Genomic DNA, 13,296 nt, shown 5'->3' with positions numbered 1-13,296 from the left:
AGCAAGCTCGACTCTACGAAAGCGGGTGCGAACGGCGGGTCCGTCAGACCCGCAGCAGCACCTTGCCACCACGCCCCGACTGCGCGCTGGCGGTCGCGGCGGCCTTGATGTCGTCCAGCGCGAAGATGCCGTCCACCGGCAGGGTCAGTTCGCCGCTGGCCGCGCGCTGCAGCAGTTCGCCGACCAGGCGGCGCTTGTCTTCCACCGCCATTGCCTGGCTGACCTTGCTGCCCCAGAAGCCCTTCACCGTGGCTTCCTTGTAGATCAGGCCGCTGGCCGGGATGCGCATCGCCTCGCCACTCATCACGCCGAACGACACCAGCGTGCCGTGCAGGCCGAGCAGGTCGACCAGGTCGGCGCTGGCTTCGCCGCCGATGGAATCAACGGCTGCTGCTGCCTGCGCCTCACCCGTGGCTGCACGCACGCGGTCTTTCCAGCCGTCCTGCGAGGTGTCGAACACATGCTCGATGCCCAGCGCCTGCAGCTGCGCCACGGCCTTGGTGTTGCGCACCAGGTTGGCCACGTTGACGCCGCGTGCGCGGGCCAGCATCGCCAGCGATTTGCCGACAGCACCGTTGGCGGTGTTCTGCACGATCCACTGGCCGGCGCCCACCTTCAGGAACTCCAGCAGCATCAGCGCGCTCAGCGGCATCGCGATCAGCTGTGCCGCGGTTTCGTCGGCGATGGCGTCCGGCATCGGGATGACCATGCGTGCCGGCGCAATGAACGCCTCGGCCCAGGTGGCATGCACCGATGCGGCGGCCACGCGCTGGCCGACCTGCAGGCCCTCGACACCTTCACCGAGTGCATCGACCACGCCCAGGGCTTCGCTGCCACCGACGGCCGGCAGGGTCGGCTTGTAACCGTACAGGCCGCGCACGGTCAGCAGGTCGTGGTTGTGGATCGAGGCGAGCGTGGTGCGGATGCGCACTTCGCCCGGGCCGGGTTCGGGCAGGGCGACATCGGCGATGGCAAGGACGGTGGCGGGATCGCCGAAGGCGGAATAGAGGGCGGCGCGCATGGAAGCATCCATGAGTTGGGAATGTTCACTCCATCTGGGGATGTGCGCGCGGTCGACAAGGCGTCGGTGGTGCAACACGGCATCCTGCGACTGATCGTCGCGGAATGTGCCCATCACCGCATCTTGTGTTGACGATCTTCAATATCCCCACTATGTTGTGGCCGTCACTCCCGGTCAGCCGCCGCCGCCGGACATGCAGCAAACGTCCCGCGGCCCGCCCCTGAAGGCTTGCCGTGTCGACGCGGCCGCCATCGTGCGGACGCAGATCGCCCCCACGGCCCGGATACCGGCCGCAGGCGCAGGCTCATCGCCGACGGTCTGACGTTCCCGCGCAATGGCACACCAACCGATTGCCCTGGGCGCCGGTATCGCGCGCAGGGCCGCCATGGCATCGACGCTTCGAGGCGTGCGTGCCTGGAGACGCAGGACAATGACCGACAGTACCTACCGCGCGGCCGATCTGGCCGGCGCCGGCGACGCCATGCGCGCCGGTGGCGAACGTGTGCCCACCTGGATCACCAAGGAAGCCGGCAATCGCCGCCTGCCGTTCGAGGCCGAGCGCCTGCAGCGCAGCATCGACGGCGTGCATGCCGAGTTCCCGCAGCTGGATGTGAGCGACTACCGCCGCGTGGTGCAGGCGATGGTCGAGCGCAAGCCCAGCATCAGCGCCGATGACCTGGTCGACCTGCTGATCCGCGAGGCGGAATCGCGCGTGGACCTGGTGGCGCCGGAGTGGGAGCAGTTCGCGGCGAGGCTGTATCTGCGTCGGCTGTACAAGCGCGCCAGCCGCAACCGCTTCTACGATGTCAGCCTGAAGTACGGTTCCTACGTGGGCCTGCAGGAAAGCCTGGCCGACCGTGGGGTCTACAGCAACGACATCCTGCGCTGCTATTCGAAGGACGAACTGCAGCAGGCCGGGCAGATGATCGATCCCGAGCGTGACCGCTTGTTCGCCTACAACGGCCTGTACCTGCTGGCCACGCGCTATCTCGCCACCGATGGCAGCCGCGAAGTGTACGAACTGCCGCAGGAGCGCTGGCTGACCATCGCCCTGTACCTGATGCAGGACGAAAAGCCGAGGGAACGCCGCATGCAGCTGGTGGGCGAGGCCTACTGGGCGCTGTCCAACCTGTACATGACCGTGGCCACGCCCACCCTGGCCAATGCCGGCAAGGTCGGCGGGCAGCTGTCCAGCTGCTTCATCGATACGGTGGATGACAGCCTGCAGGGCATCTATGACTCCAACACCGATATCGCCCGCGTGTCCAAGCACGGTGGCGGGGTCGGCGCCTACCTGGGCTATGTGCGCAGCAGCGGCGCGCCGATCCGCGGCGTGCCCAATTCGTCCGGCGGCGTGGTGCCGTGGATCAAGCAGCTCAACAACACCGCCGTGTCGGTCGACCAGCTCGGCCAGCGCAAGGGCGCGGTGGCGGTGTACCTGGACATCTGGCACCGCGATATCGAGGCCTTCCTCGATCTGCGCCTGAACAACGGCGACCAGCGCCTGCGCGCGCACGACGTGTTCACGGCGGTGTGCGTGCCGGACCTGTTCATGGAGGCGGTGGAGCGCCGCGCCGACTGGTACCTGTTCGACCCGCACGAAGTGAAGCAGGCCAAGGGCTGGTACCTGCAGGACTTCTACGATGAAACACGCGGTGCGGGCAGCTTCCGCGACCGCTATGCCGAACTGGTGGGCGACGAGCGCATCAGCCGCCGCACTGTGCGCGCCATCGACCTGTTCAAGCGGATCATGGTCAGCCAGCTGGAAACCGGCAACCCGTTCCTGTTCTACCGCGATGAAGTGAACCGGAAGAACCCGAACAAGCACGCGGGCATGGTCTATTCCAGCAACCTGTGCACCGAGATCCTGCAGAACATGAGCCCGACGCGGATGATCCAGGAGATCGTCAGCGGCGACCAGATCGTCACCACCCGCCGCGCCGGCGATTTCGTGGTCTGCAACCTGTCCTCGATCAACCTCGGCCGGGCGATCACCGCGCCGGACGACCTGCTGGCAAAGGACGTGCTCGAGCGTCTGATCCCGATCCAGGTGCGCATGCTCGACAACGTGATCGACCTCAACGCGCTGCCGGTGCCGCAGGCCACCATCACCAACCGCAAATACCGCGCCATCGGCCTGGGCACCTTCGGCTGGCACCACCTGCTGGCCCAGCAGGGCATCCACTGGGAAACGCCCGAAGCGGAGGCGCTGTCGGACACGCTGTTCGAGCGGATCAACTTCCTGACCATCCAGGCCAGCGCGCAGCTGGCGAAGGAGAAGGGCAGCTACCCGATGTTCACCGGCAGCGACTGGCAGACCGGCGCCTACTTCCGTGACCGCCGCTACGAGGGCGCGGGCTGGGACAGCCTGGCCCGTGACGTTGCAACGCACGGCCTGCGCAATGGCTGGCTGCTGGCGGTGGCGCCGAACATGAGCACCGCGCAGATTGCCGGTTCCACCGCATCGATCGACCCGATCTACAGCGCGTTCTACTACGAGGAAAAGAAGGACTTCCGCCGTCCGGTGGCCGCACCGGGGCTGTCGCTGGAAACGTGGCCGTACTACGAAAAGGGCGCCTACAAGGTCGACCAGTTCGCCAGCGTGCGGCAGAACGCCCGTCGCCAGCGCCACGTCGACCAGGCAATCAGCTTCAACCTGTACGTGCCCAGCACCATCCGCGCCAGCACGCTGCTGGAGCTGCACCTGAGCGCGTGGCGCGAGGGCCTTAAGACCACGTACTACGTGCGCTCCAACGACATCGACATCAGCGAATGCGAGTGGTGCTCGAGCTGATCACGGGTAGTGCCGGCCGCTGGCCGGCAACACGATGAAAAAGAACGAAGGCAGATGACCATGGCAACCCCCCTCGACCGCATCAAGATCCTCGAACCGCGCCACCCCAACCGGAGCACCGGCATCATCAACGGCCGCACCAGCGGCATCCTCAACTGGAACGACATCCCGTACCCGTCGTTCTATCGGGCCTACAAAGAGCTGTCGACCAACTTCTGGATCCCCGACGAGGTGGACATGAAGCTGGACTCGCGCCAGTACGGCGAGCTGTCCGGGCGCGAGAAGAACGCCTACGACTCGATCATCGGCCTGCTGGCCACGCTCGATTCGCCGCAGACCCGTTTCATCTACAACGTGGCCGAGTACATCACCGACCCGGCCGCGCATGCCAACGCGGCGATCATCGGCCAGCAGGAGGTGATCCACAACGAGAGCTACAGCTACGTGCTGGCCTCGATCACCGACCTGCCGAACCAGAACCGCATCTTCGAGATCGCGCGCACGCACCCGACCATCATCAAGCGCAACGCGCCGATCATGGGAGCGTATGACGATTTCATGCGTGAGAAGACCGCCGAGACCCTGCTGAAGTCGCTGATCCAGTCGTCGATCCTGGAAGGCATCAACTTCTATTCCGGCTTTGCGTACTTCTACAACATGGTGCGGCAGAACCGCATGACCGGTACCGGCAAGATCATCAGCTTCATCAACCGCGACGAGCTGGCCCACACCAAGTTCATCAGCGAGCTGATCCGCGCCATCATCGGCGAGAACCCGGAGCTGCAGACCAATGAACTGACGGCCTACGTGCACCAGGCATTCGAGCATGCCATCGAGCTGGAAACGCAGTGGTCGTCGGAAGTGCTGGATGGCATCGACGGCATCGACGTGGAGGAAATGACCCGCTACGTGAAATACCGCGCCAACAAGATGGCCGGCATGCTGGGCATCGAGCGCCTGTACAGCGACACCACCGACAACGTGATGCCGTGGATCAAGGCCTACGCCGACAATTTCACCGAGACCAAGACCGACTTCTTCGAGATGCGCAATGCAAGTTACAAGAAGACCAACGTCGACAACGGCTTCGACGACCTCTGAACCCGGCGCGGCGCTGCGCATCCTGGTGGTGGTGGCCTCGCTGAGTGGCAATACCCGCGAGCTGGGCCGGCTGATCCAGGCGCGCTGTCTGGCCGCCGGGCATGCGGTGCACTGGCAGGAGGCTGATGACCTGCGTTCTGCTGCCCCGCTGGCCGCCGATGAGGCTGACCTGGTGCTGCTGGGCAGCTGGACCGACAACGCTGGGCGCACGCCGTCGGAGATGAAGGCCTGGGTGGCCGGCATCGCCGAGCGTGGCCAACGCCCGCGCCAGCTTGCGGTATTCGGTACCGGCGAGACGCAGTGGGGGCAGGAGTACTACTGCGGCGCCGTGCACCGGCTGATCCGCTATTTCAACAGCAGCTACCCGCCGCTGGAAATCGAGCAGATGCCGCATGGCGCACGCCACGCCGCGGCCATCGACGCCTGGACCGATGCGGTCCTGGCCCATTACCGGAGTACGCACGATGCAGATCATCGACGCCACCACGCCTGAGCAGTTCCAGCAGTTGCTGGCCGAACACCCTCGGGTGCTGGTGGATTTCCACAAGGACCAGTGCCCGGGCTGCCGGTTGCTGGAGATGTCGCTGCACCGCGTGGCCAACAGCGTGGCGGGGCAGGGCACGACCCTGCTGCGCGTGCAGCTGGAGGTGCTGGGCGAAGCGTTCTTCCGCGAACTGGGGCTGCGGCAGACGCCGACCCTGTCGCTGTTCCGCGATGGCGACGAGCGGCAGCGCCTGCCAGGGTTCCAGTCGCCGCAGCAGATTGAAGCCGCGATCGCGCTGCACTTGTAGAGCCGAGCCCATGCTCGGATGCCGTTCGCGCGGTGATGGGCATCCACGCACGGCGTGGATCTACTGGGGTCGGATCCCTCGCCCCAGGCGACGGCTCTGACCCCGCAACGACGCGTGGCGTGGATTTAATGACTGCAATGACCGGGGTCAGAGCCCTTGCCTGCGGCAAGGGATCCGACCCCAGGGTTCCGGATTACGCGCCGGCGAAGGTATCCACCAGCAGCTTCACATTCAACGCCACGATCACCACGGCGATCACCCAGGCGATGCTGCCCAGCCAGCGTGGAGCCACCAGTGCGCCCATCGTGGCCTTGTCGGTCACCAGCCGTACCAGCGGAATGATCGCGAACGGCAGCTGCATCGACAGCACCACCTGGCTCAGCACCAGCAGCTTCACCGCACCCTGGTCGCCGAACAGCAGGATCACCACCACCACCGGGATGATCGCCAGCGCACGGGTGATCAGGCGCCGCAGCCACGGCGGCAGCCGCAGATGCAGGAAACCTTCCATCACGATCTGCCCTGCCAGGGTGGCGGTGACCGTGGAGTTCAGGCCCGAGGCGAGCAGGGCCACCGCGAACAGGGTCGAGGCCAGGCCCACGCCCAGCATCGGGGCCAGCAGCTGGTGCGCCTGTTCGATGTCTTCCACATCAAAACGGCCATTGGCATGGAACACCGCCGCGGCCAGGATCAGGATGCTGGCGTTGATGAACAGCGCCAGGGTCAGCGCGATCGTGCTGTCGGTGACCGCCCAGCGCAGCGCACTGCGGCGGCCCTCATCGGTGCGCGGATAGGCGCGGGTCTGCACGATGGAGGAGTGCAGGTAGAGGTTGTGCGGCATCACCGTCGCGCCAATGATGCCGATGGCGATGTACAGCGCGTGCGGATCGGTGACCACCTGGGTGCGCGGGATGAAGCCGCCCAGCACCTCCATCACCGGCGGCGCGGCGAGCGCGATCTGTACCAGGAAGCAGCCGAAGATGATTATCAGCAGGGCGATGACGAAGGCTTCCAGTGCACGGAAACCGCGGTTCATCAGCAGCAGCACCAGCAGCGTGTCGAGCGCGGTGATCACCGCACCCCACAGCAGTGGCAGGTCGAACAGCAGCTTCAGCGCGATGGCGGTGCCGATCACCTCGGCCAGGTCGCAGGCGATGATCGCCGCTTCGCACAGTGCCCACAGCGCCAGGTTGACCGGCTTGGGGTAGCGCGCGCGGCAGGCCTGGGCCAGGTCCATGCCGGTGGCGATGCCCAGCCGCGCCGACAGCGCCTGCAGGATGACCGCCATCAGGTTGGAAATGAGGATGACCGAGAGCAGCAGGTAGCCGAAGCGCGAACCGCCGGCGAGGTCGGTGGCCCAGTTGCCCGGATCCATGTAGCCGACCGAGACCATGTAACCGGGGCCGATGAAGGCCAGCAGGCGGAACCACCAGTGGCCCTTGTCGGGTACGGCCACCGAGGCGTTGAGCGCGCCGAGGGTGGCTGCGGGGGCGGCCGGGGAGTCGGTGGGCGCGACGGTGTTCATGGCTACAATATAGCCACTGCTATATCCATTAGCAATGTGAAACAATCGTCTTTGCTGCGTCACTGGTCCAGAATTCAGGTTCAGATCCGGAAGTCATCGGCAGGACAGGCACTCGCGTGGGCAAGACAGGCGCTTCGACATCGGCAAAGAACCCCCCCTTGATCGAGGCCGAGCGCCAGGTCGAGAGCTTCCGGCAGGTGCGCGAGGCACACCGGATGGAGCTGGTCGAGGACTACGTGGAGTTGATTTCCGACCTGCTGGCCGACGGGGGCGAGGCGCGCCAGGTCGATATCGCCACGCGCCTGGGCGTGGCCCAGCCGACAGTGGCGAAGATGCTGCGGCGCCTGGCCCGGGATGGTTGGGTGGTGCAGCGTCCCTATCGCGGCGTGTTCCTGACGCCGGAAGGCGAGGCGCTGGCCCATGCCAGTCGCGAACGGCACCAGACGGTGGAGCGCTTCCTGCTGGCGCTGGGCGTGGACCCGGATACCGCACGGCGTGATGCCGAGGGCATCGAGCATCATGTGAGCGAGCAGACACTGGCGCTGTTCGAGGCGTTCGTGAGGAAGGCTGAGGGCTGAGGTGTGTGCGCAGGGCTTGCAGCCCTGCACCCGCAGAAGCCACGTCAACGTCAAAAGCTGGCTATTTGTGGGATGGCGGGGTGGGTCCGGTTGAGGGGGGCGCCGTGAACCCGTCCATGGGGGCTTGGTCGCGGCATCCATGCCGCTCACACCTCCTCAACCGGACCCATCCCGCCTTCGACAGTTTTCTGCGAGCTGTCGGAACGGCATGACGCTGCTGTTGGTGGGTGCCGACCGTTGGTCGGCACGGGGTCGGATCTGGTGGGTGTCGACCTTGGTCGACACAGTAGAGCCACGCCATGCGTGGATGAACTCATTCGCTATCTGACAGAGTTCATCCACGCATGGCGTGGATCTACCGGTCGGCATAGGGTCAGAGCCGTTTCCTGCGGAAACGGATCCGACCCCGGCGCTTACCTGCCGCGGCGGAACGCTGCGGGGGTGCGGGCGCCGACGATGATCATGCGGATCATCGTGGAAATCTGTTCGACCAGCTCCGGGTCTTTCTCCGGCGGCTGGTCCATCGCGGTGGCGCCCATGGCGAACACCAGGCGGGTGATGGCGGTGGCCACCAGTTCGGGCTTGTAGAGCTTGGCGCCGTCCAGTGCGGCCAGGCGCACCAGGTCGTGCTGCAGTTCTTCTTCGAAGTAGTGCAGTTCGCGTTCGACCGCGTGCTTGAAGTCATCCGAGCCCACCGCGCCTTCGCGCAGCAGCACGTGCAGCAGTTTGTCGTCTGCGCGCAGCTGCTCCATGAAGGTTTCCACCGACACGCGCACCACGCTGGTCGCGCTGGAGGTGGCGCGCTGGCGGGCCTCGCCGATGATCGTGCGCAGCGAGCGGCCGGCGACGTCGATCAGGGCCACGGCCAGTTCGTCCATGTCGCGGAACTGCCGGTAGAAACTGTTCGGGGCAATGCCCGCTTCGCGCGCGACTTCGCGCAGGCTCAGCGTGGACAGGCTGCGGTGCGGGCCGATCAGTTTCAGCGCGGCGGCCAGCAGGTCCTCGCGGCTCACCGTACGGCGGGCCGGGCTGTTGGCATCTTCGGGCGGCGTCAGGGCGGTGGCGGCGGCCATGGGACTTCCGGGGGGACGAGGCTGAATCATACCCAATCCGGTTCAATATACACATGTATACACAGGTGTATGTGCGGCCGTATAGTGCGCCCATGAGCGCTGTGATCCGTCCGTCCCTGTTTTCCCCATACCGCTGGCTGTCGCCGACGTTGTTCGATTTCTGGGCGGGCCAGCTGAATCCGTTGTGGACCCTGCGCGAGCCCCTGGCCCGCCTGGTCCGGCGCGAGCCGGCCGGCGAGGGCGCCGCCACCCTGGTCCTGCGCTGCAACCGGCACTGGGCCGGCATGCGCGCCGGCCAGCACATCACCCTGGGTGTGGAGCTTGAAGGGCGCGTATTTCGCCGCAGCTACAGCCCGACCGCGCTGGGCCGCCGCGAGCTGGCCATTACCGTCAAGGCGGTCGACGGCGGCACCATCAGCCAGCACCTGGTCCACCATGCCAGGCCGGGCGATCTGTTCCGGCTGGATGCGGCCTTTGGTGACTTCCACATGCCGGCCGCTGCACCGGTGCTGCTGCTGGCCGCCGGCAGCGGCATCACGCCCATGCGCAGCCTGCTGCGCGAGGCCTGCCAGCGCCCGCTGGCCGCGCCGGTGGACCTGTTCTACTGGGAACGCAACGCCGCCGCCTTCCAGTTCCGCGATGAACTGCTGGCCTTGGCTGCGGCCACCCCGAACCTGCGCGTGCACCTGCTGACCACCCGCGAGGGCGAGGTGCCGGCTGCGCGCATCGATACCCATTCGCTGGCCATGGCCGGCGACGATACCCCGCTGGCGCAGCGCCACGTGCTGGCCTGTGGCCCGGATGGCTTCGTCGCCGCCGCGCGGCAGCGCCTGGTGCACCAGGTCGCCGGCTTCCAGGCCGAGGCCTTCACCCCGCCGGCACCGCTCAGCGATGCCGACAGCGCCGGTGAGATCGCCCTGACCCTGGCGCGCAGCGGCCGCCAGCTGAAGGTCGCGCGCGGCCGTTCGCTGCTGGAAAGCCTGGAAGCCCAGGGCATCAAGCCCAAGCACGGCTGCCGCATGGGTATCTGCAACAGCTGCACCTGCGACCGCGTCAGTGGCACCACCCGCCACCTGCGCACCGGTGAAATGCAGTCCGAAACGGCACAGCCGGTGCGGATCTGCGTGAGCGCACCGACCACCGACCTGACTTTGGATCTCTGAGGACCTGCTGCCATGACCCGCGCTTCCGACCGTGCCCTGAGCCCCGCCGAGATGAACGCCTTCGGTGCCGAGCTCGACGCGATCCGTGACCGTATCCTGGGAAGCCTCGGCGCCTCCGACACCCGCTACATCCGCCGCGTGGCCGCCGCCGTGCGCTGGTCGGGCGTGCTGGGCCGTGGTTTGCTGTTCCTCGGTGCGTTCTCGCCGCTGTTCTGGGCGCCGCTGCTGTGGCCGGCCTGCATCGCCGGCACCCTGCTGTTGGCGCTGGCCAAGATCCTGGAAAACATGGAGCTGGGCCATAACGTGATGCACGGCCAGTACGACTGGACCGGCGACCCCAAGCTCAACGGCAACACCTACGAGTGGGACATCGTTGCCACCGGCGACAACTGGCGCAAGACCCACAATTTCCGCCACCATACCTACACCAACGTGCGTGGCATGGACGATGACATCGGCTACGGCCTGCTGCGCATCTTCCCGGAACAGCGCTGGTCGCCGTTCTACCTGATGCAGCCGATCATCGCGCCGATCTTCGCGCTGCTGTTCCAGTGGGGCGTGGCCGCGCAGGACCTGCGCTTGGGCCGCTGGTTCAAGGGCCGCATCAGCAGCCGTGCGATGTGGCTGCAGACCCGTCCGGTGGCGCGCAAGATGGTCCGCCAGGTGCTGAAGGATTACGTGTTCTTCCCGCTGCTGGCCGGCCCGTTCTTCCTGCCGGTGATGCTGGGCAACCTGGTTGCCAACGGTATGCGCAACGTCTGGACCTACGTGATCATCTTCTGCGGCCACTTCACCGCCGAGTCGGAAACCTTCCCGAAGGAATGCCTGCGCAATGAATCGCGCGGCCACTGGTACCTGCGCCAGCTGCGCGGTTCTTCGAACATCAGCGGCGGCTTCATCATCAACGTGCTGTCGGGCAACCTCAGCCACCAGATCGAGCACCACTTCTACCCGGACCTGCCGGCCAACCGCTATGCGGCCATCGCCAAGGAAGTGAAGGAAATCTGCCGCCGCTACGGCCAGCACTACAACAACGGCTCGCTGCCGCGCCAGTTCGCGCAGGTGGTCTGGCGCATCCTGCGCCATGCCTTCCCGAGCAAGCCGCGCCGCCTGCCGATGCCGGACATCATGCCGGCACCGGCGCCCGCCAACGCGGGCTGAGGGCTTCAGCTGGCTTTGGCCAGCACCGCCGGCGGATCGCCGTCCTGCGGGGCGCGGTCCAGCCGGCGCAGGAACACCTGCATCTCCTTGCGCGCCTGTTGGTCGCCCTTGCTGCCAGCCACGCTGAGCCCACGCTGCCATGCCGCGCGCGCCGCCTGCGGCTGGCCACCGGCCAGCCACGCCTTGCCGAGCAGCTTCCACGCCGCCGAATACTCCGGATCCAGCGCCACGCAGCGTGCCAGGTGGGTGGCGGCGTGCACGGGCTGGCCTGCGTCCAGCCAGCTCTTGCCCAGGCCGAAGCGCAGCAGCGCGCTGTCCTTGCCGCTGGCGAGCATGGCCTCCAGTGCTTCGATGTTCATGGCTGTACCTCATGCAGCAGTTCAAGCGGCCCGGGCAGGAAGCGGCCGCGATGGAACATCAAGGGCGCGCCACCGGTTTCCTCCGCCTCGATGATGCGGCCGGCCAGCAGCAGGTGGTCGCCCACCGGCCACTGCGCGTGGCGGCTGCAGGTGAGGTGTGTGACCGCACCGGCGATACGCGGCGGTGTGTCTTCCTCGCCTTCCAGCAACGGCACGCCGTCGAAGCGATCACGCACGCTCGGATCGGCGAAGCGTCGGGCCAGGGCTTCCTGCCCGGCACCCAGCACGCTGAGCGTGAAGCGGGTTGCATGCTGGAACACCCGCAGGGTCTTCGCGTGCAGGGCCAGGTTCCAGAGCACCAGCGGTGGCTGCAGGGAGACCGGCACGAACGAGTTGATGGTCAACCCGTGCGGGTGTCCGTGCGCGTCGCGTGCGGTGACGATGGCCACGCCGGTCGGGTAGTGGCCGAGCAGCCGGCGCAGGGCGCGCGGCGGCAGGTCGACCGAGGGCACCGGCGCCGGGGCAGGGAAGACCCCCGCCCACGGCCCGGCATAGGCACTGCCGCCGGCGTCCATCAGGCGCGCGCCTGGCGGTAGCGACGGCCGACTTCGGCCCAGTCGATGATGTTGAAGAACGCGCCGATGTAGTCGGGGCGACGGTTCTGGTAGTGCAGGTAGTAAGCGTGTTCCCAGACATCCAGGGCGAGGATCGGCGTATTGCCGGACAGGCCGACCGCCGCGCCCATCAGCGGACTGTCCTGGTTGGCGCTGCTTTCGACCTGCAGGCGTCCGTCGCGATCGCTGGTCAGCCACGCCCAGCCACTGCCGAAGCGGGTCTGCGCGGCCTTGCTGAAGGCGTCCTTGAAGGCCGCGAAACCGCCGAGATCGCGGTCGATGGCTGCGGCGAGTTCGGTATCCGGCGTGCCGCCGCTGGCGCTGAGCACGGTCCAGAACAGGCTGTGGTTGGCGTGGCCGCCGCCGTTGTTGCGCACCGCGCCGCGCACGGACTCGGGCAGCGCGTCGAGGTCGGCGATCAGGGTTTCGACCGGGGTGTCGGCGATGCCGGCCTGTTCCAGTGCGGCGTTGAGGTTGTTGATGTAGGTCTGGTGGTGCTTGCCGTGGTGGATCTCCATGGTGCGCGCATCGAAGTGCGGTTCCAGGGCGTCGTAGGCGTAGGGGAGGGCGGGAAGCGAGTAGGGCATTGCAACAGTCTCCGTGGGGAAGGCCAGGGGGTTGGCCTCGGGGAGACTGTTATCGCACCTCAACTTTGGTTGAGGTCAAGGGGGAATGGAAAGCGTGCGCTGATGGCGCTTTGGGATTTCCGTGATTGCGCGGGTGGGTGGACGCAGGCAGGACACGCCGTGAACCCGTCCATGGGGGCTCGTAGGCGCCATCCATGGCGCCTGCGGTCCTGCCTGCGCCCACCCACCCGCGCCGGACAGTTTCCTGCGCCGGCGCGGAGGCGGATTCAAAGGCAAGAGCAAAAGCAAAGCGGATTGGTAGTGCCGGCCGCTGGCCGGCATTTTGGGCATCCGTGATTGCCGGCCAGCGGCCGGCACTACCCGAATCCCCACCGGCGCGGTGATGCGCTGCCCGCGCTCGCGGAAAACTGTCCGGCGGAGGCGGGAGGGGCTGGCCAGGACCGCAGGCGCCATGGATGGCGCCTACGAGCCCCCATGGATGGATTCACGGCGTGTCCGGGCCAGCCCCTCCCGCCTCCGCAAGCCCGTA

At 66.9% G+C, this 13,296-nt stretch carries 13 protein-coding genes; 7 read left to right on the top strand and 6 right to left on the bottom strand.

Annotated features, from left to right (window positions below; genetic code table 11):
• Positions 1-43: 43 nt before the first annotated feature.
• On the bottom strand, positions 44-1,021 hold the full coding sequence (locus C1925_RS11995; RefSeq protein ID WP_108770700.1) for a zinc-binding dehydrogenase: 978 nt from the start codon (positions 1,019-1,021) through the stop codon (positions 44-46).
• A gap of 481 nt (positions 1,022-1,502) precedes the next feature.
• Between C1925_RS11995 and C1925_RS11990 the strand changes: the two genes are divergently transcribed.
• The 4 genes from C1925_RS11990 to C1925_RS11975 are packed head-to-tail and all read left to right on the top strand — an operon-like array spanning position 1,503 to position 5,707.
• Positions 1,503-3,815: a ribonucleoside-diphosphate reductase subunit alpha gene (locus C1925_RS11990; protein WP_254051434.1), complete on the top strand. Its 2,313-nt coding sequence runs from the start codon at positions 1,503-1,505 to the stop codon at positions 3,813-3,815.
• 60 nt (positions 3,816-3,875) lie between these two features.
• The gene (locus C1925_RS11985; protein ID WP_108770699.1) at positions 3,876-4,916 is read left to right on the top strand and encodes a ribonucleotide-diphosphate reductase subunit beta; all 1,041 of its coding nucleotides are present in this window, start codon (positions 3,876-3,878) and stop codon (positions 4,914-4,916) included.
• A gap of 13 nt (positions 4,917-4,929) precedes the next feature.
• The gene (locus tag C1925_RS11980; protein WP_234456009.1) at positions 4,930-5,409 is read left to right on the top strand and encodes a flavodoxin; all 480 of its coding nucleotides are present in this window, start codon (positions 4,930-4,932) and stop codon (positions 5,407-5,409) included.
• A complete protein-coding gene (locus tag C1925_RS11975) occupies positions 5,381-5,707 on the top strand; it encodes a thioredoxin family protein (protein WP_108769080.1) in 327 nt (108 codons plus the stop codon). Before C1925_RS11980 ends, C1925_RS11975 begins: the two co-directional genes overlap by 29 nt.
• Before the next feature lie 193 nt (positions 5,708-5,900).
• Here the strand turns inward: C1925_RS11975 and C1925_RS11970 are convergent, their stop codons facing one another.
• Positions 5,901-7,232: an Nramp family divalent metal transporter gene (locus C1925_RS11970; protein ID WP_108769079.1), complete on the bottom strand. Its 1,332-nt coding sequence runs from the start codon at positions 7,230-7,232 to the stop codon at positions 5,901-5,903.
• A gap of 116 nt (positions 7,233-7,348) precedes the next feature.
• On the opposite strand from C1925_RS11970, the gene mntR reads away from it, so the two are divergent.
• A complete protein-coding gene (gene mntR, locus C1925_RS11965) occupies positions 7,349-7,810 on the top strand; it encodes a manganese-binding transcriptional regulator MntR (protein WP_108769078.1) in 462 nt (153 codons plus the stop codon).
• Positions 7,811-8,223: 413 nt separating this feature from the next.
• Here the strand turns inward: mntR and fabR are convergent, their stop codons facing one another.
• Complete coding sequence (gene fabR, locus C1925_RS11960) at positions 8,224-8,883, bottom strand: HTH-type transcriptional repressor FabR (RefSeq protein WP_108769077.1); 660 nt, start codon at positions 8,881-8,883, stop codon at positions 8,224-8,226.
• A gap of 92 nt (positions 8,884-8,975) precedes the next feature.
• Between fabR and C1925_RS11955 the strand changes: the two genes are divergently transcribed.
• Positions 8,976-10,046, top strand: a complete 1,071-nt coding sequence (locus C1925_RS11955) for a ferredoxin reductase (RefSeq protein ID WP_254051314.1) — start codon at positions 8,976-8,978, stop codon at positions 10,044-10,046.
• A 12-nt stretch (positions 10,047-10,058) separates the two neighbouring features.
• A complete protein-coding gene (locus tag C1925_RS11950; protein ID WP_108769075.1) occupies positions 10,059-11,207 on the top strand; it encodes an acyl-CoA desaturase in 1,149 nt (382 codons plus the stop codon).
• A 5-nt stretch (positions 11,208-11,212) separates the two neighbouring features.
• Here the strand turns inward: C1925_RS11950 and C1925_RS11945 are convergent, their stop codons facing one another.
• From C1925_RS11945 to C1925_RS11935, 3 genes are read right to left on the bottom strand one after another with little or no spacing between them, the layout of a single operon-like run.
• Positions 11,213-11,566, bottom strand: coding sequence for a tetratricopeptide repeat protein (locus tag C1925_RS11945; protein WP_108769074.1), 354 nt, complete (start codon positions 11,564-11,566; stop codon positions 11,213-11,215).
• Positions 11,563-12,141, bottom strand: coding sequence for a flavin reductase family protein (locus C1925_RS11940; RefSeq protein ID WP_108769073.1), 579 nt, complete (start codon positions 12,139-12,141; stop codon positions 11,563-11,565). The genes C1925_RS11945 and C1925_RS11940 overlap by 4 nt, the downstream gene beginning before the upstream one ends.
• Positions 12,141-12,767, bottom strand: a complete 627-nt coding sequence (locus C1925_RS11935) for a superoxide dismutase (protein WP_108769072.1) — start codon at positions 12,765-12,767, stop codon at positions 12,141-12,143. The genes C1925_RS11940 and C1925_RS11935 overlap by 1 nt, the downstream gene beginning before the upstream one ends.
• Between the last annotated feature and the right edge of the window lie 529 nt (positions 12,768-13,296).

It is taken from the genome of Stenotrophomonas sp. SAU14A_NAIMI4_5, from assembly GCF_003086795.1.
Classification (GTDB): Bacteria; Pseudomonadota; Gammaproteobacteria; order Xanthomonadales; family Xanthomonadaceae; genus Stenotrophomonas.
The sequence above is the reverse complement of the archived record's forward strand: the minus strand, read 5'-3'. Positions and strand labels throughout refer to the sequence as shown.

What these genes read in the sequence shown, in the direction of transcription:
- C1925_RS11995 (WP_108770700.1), bottom strand. Translation starts at nt 1,021, where the DNA reads ATGCGCGCCGCCCTCTATTCCGCCTTCGGCGATCCCGCCACCGTCCTT.
- C1925_RS11945 (WP_108769074.1), bottom strand. Translation starts at nt 11,566, where the DNA reads ATGAACATCGAAGCACTGGAGGCCATGCTCGCCAGCGGCAAGGACAGC.
- C1925_RS11970 (WP_108769079.1), bottom strand. Translation starts at nt 7,232, where the DNA reads ATGAACACCGTCGCGCCCACCGACTCCCCGGCCGCCCCCGCAGCCACC.
- C1925_RS11955 (WP_254051314.1), top strand. Translation starts at nt 8,976, where the DNA reads ATGAGCGCTGTGATCCGTCCGTCCCTGTTTTCCCCATACCGCTGGCTG.
- C1925_RS11950 (WP_108769075.1), top strand. Translation starts at nt 10,059, where the DNA reads ATGACCCGCGCTTCCGACCGTGCCCTGAGCCCCGCCGAGATGAACGCC.
- C1925_RS11990 (WP_254051434.1), top strand. Translation starts at nt 1,503, where the DNA reads ATGCGCGCCGGTGGCGAACGTGTGCCCACCTGGATCACCAAGGAAGCC.
- C1925_RS11975 (WP_108769080.1), top strand. Translation starts at nt 5,381, where the DNA reads ATGCAGATCATCGACGCCACCACGCCTGAGCAGTTCCAGCAGTTGCTG.
- fabR (WP_108769077.1), bottom strand. Translation starts at nt 8,883, where the DNA reads ATGGCCGCCGCCACCGCCCTGACGCCGCCCGAAGATGCCAACAGCCCG.
- C1925_RS11935 (WP_108769072.1), bottom strand. Translation starts at nt 12,767, where the DNA reads ATGCCCTACTCGCTTCCCGCCCTCCCCTACGCCTACGACGCCCTGGAA.
- C1925_RS11985 (WP_108770699.1), top strand. Translation starts at nt 3,876, where the DNA reads ATGGCAACCCCCCTCGACCGCATCAAGATCCTCGAACCGCGCCACCCC.
- C1925_RS11940 (WP_108769073.1), bottom strand. Translation starts at nt 12,141, where the DNA reads ATGGACGCCGGCGGCAGTGCCTATGCCGGGCCGTGGGCGGGGGTCTTC.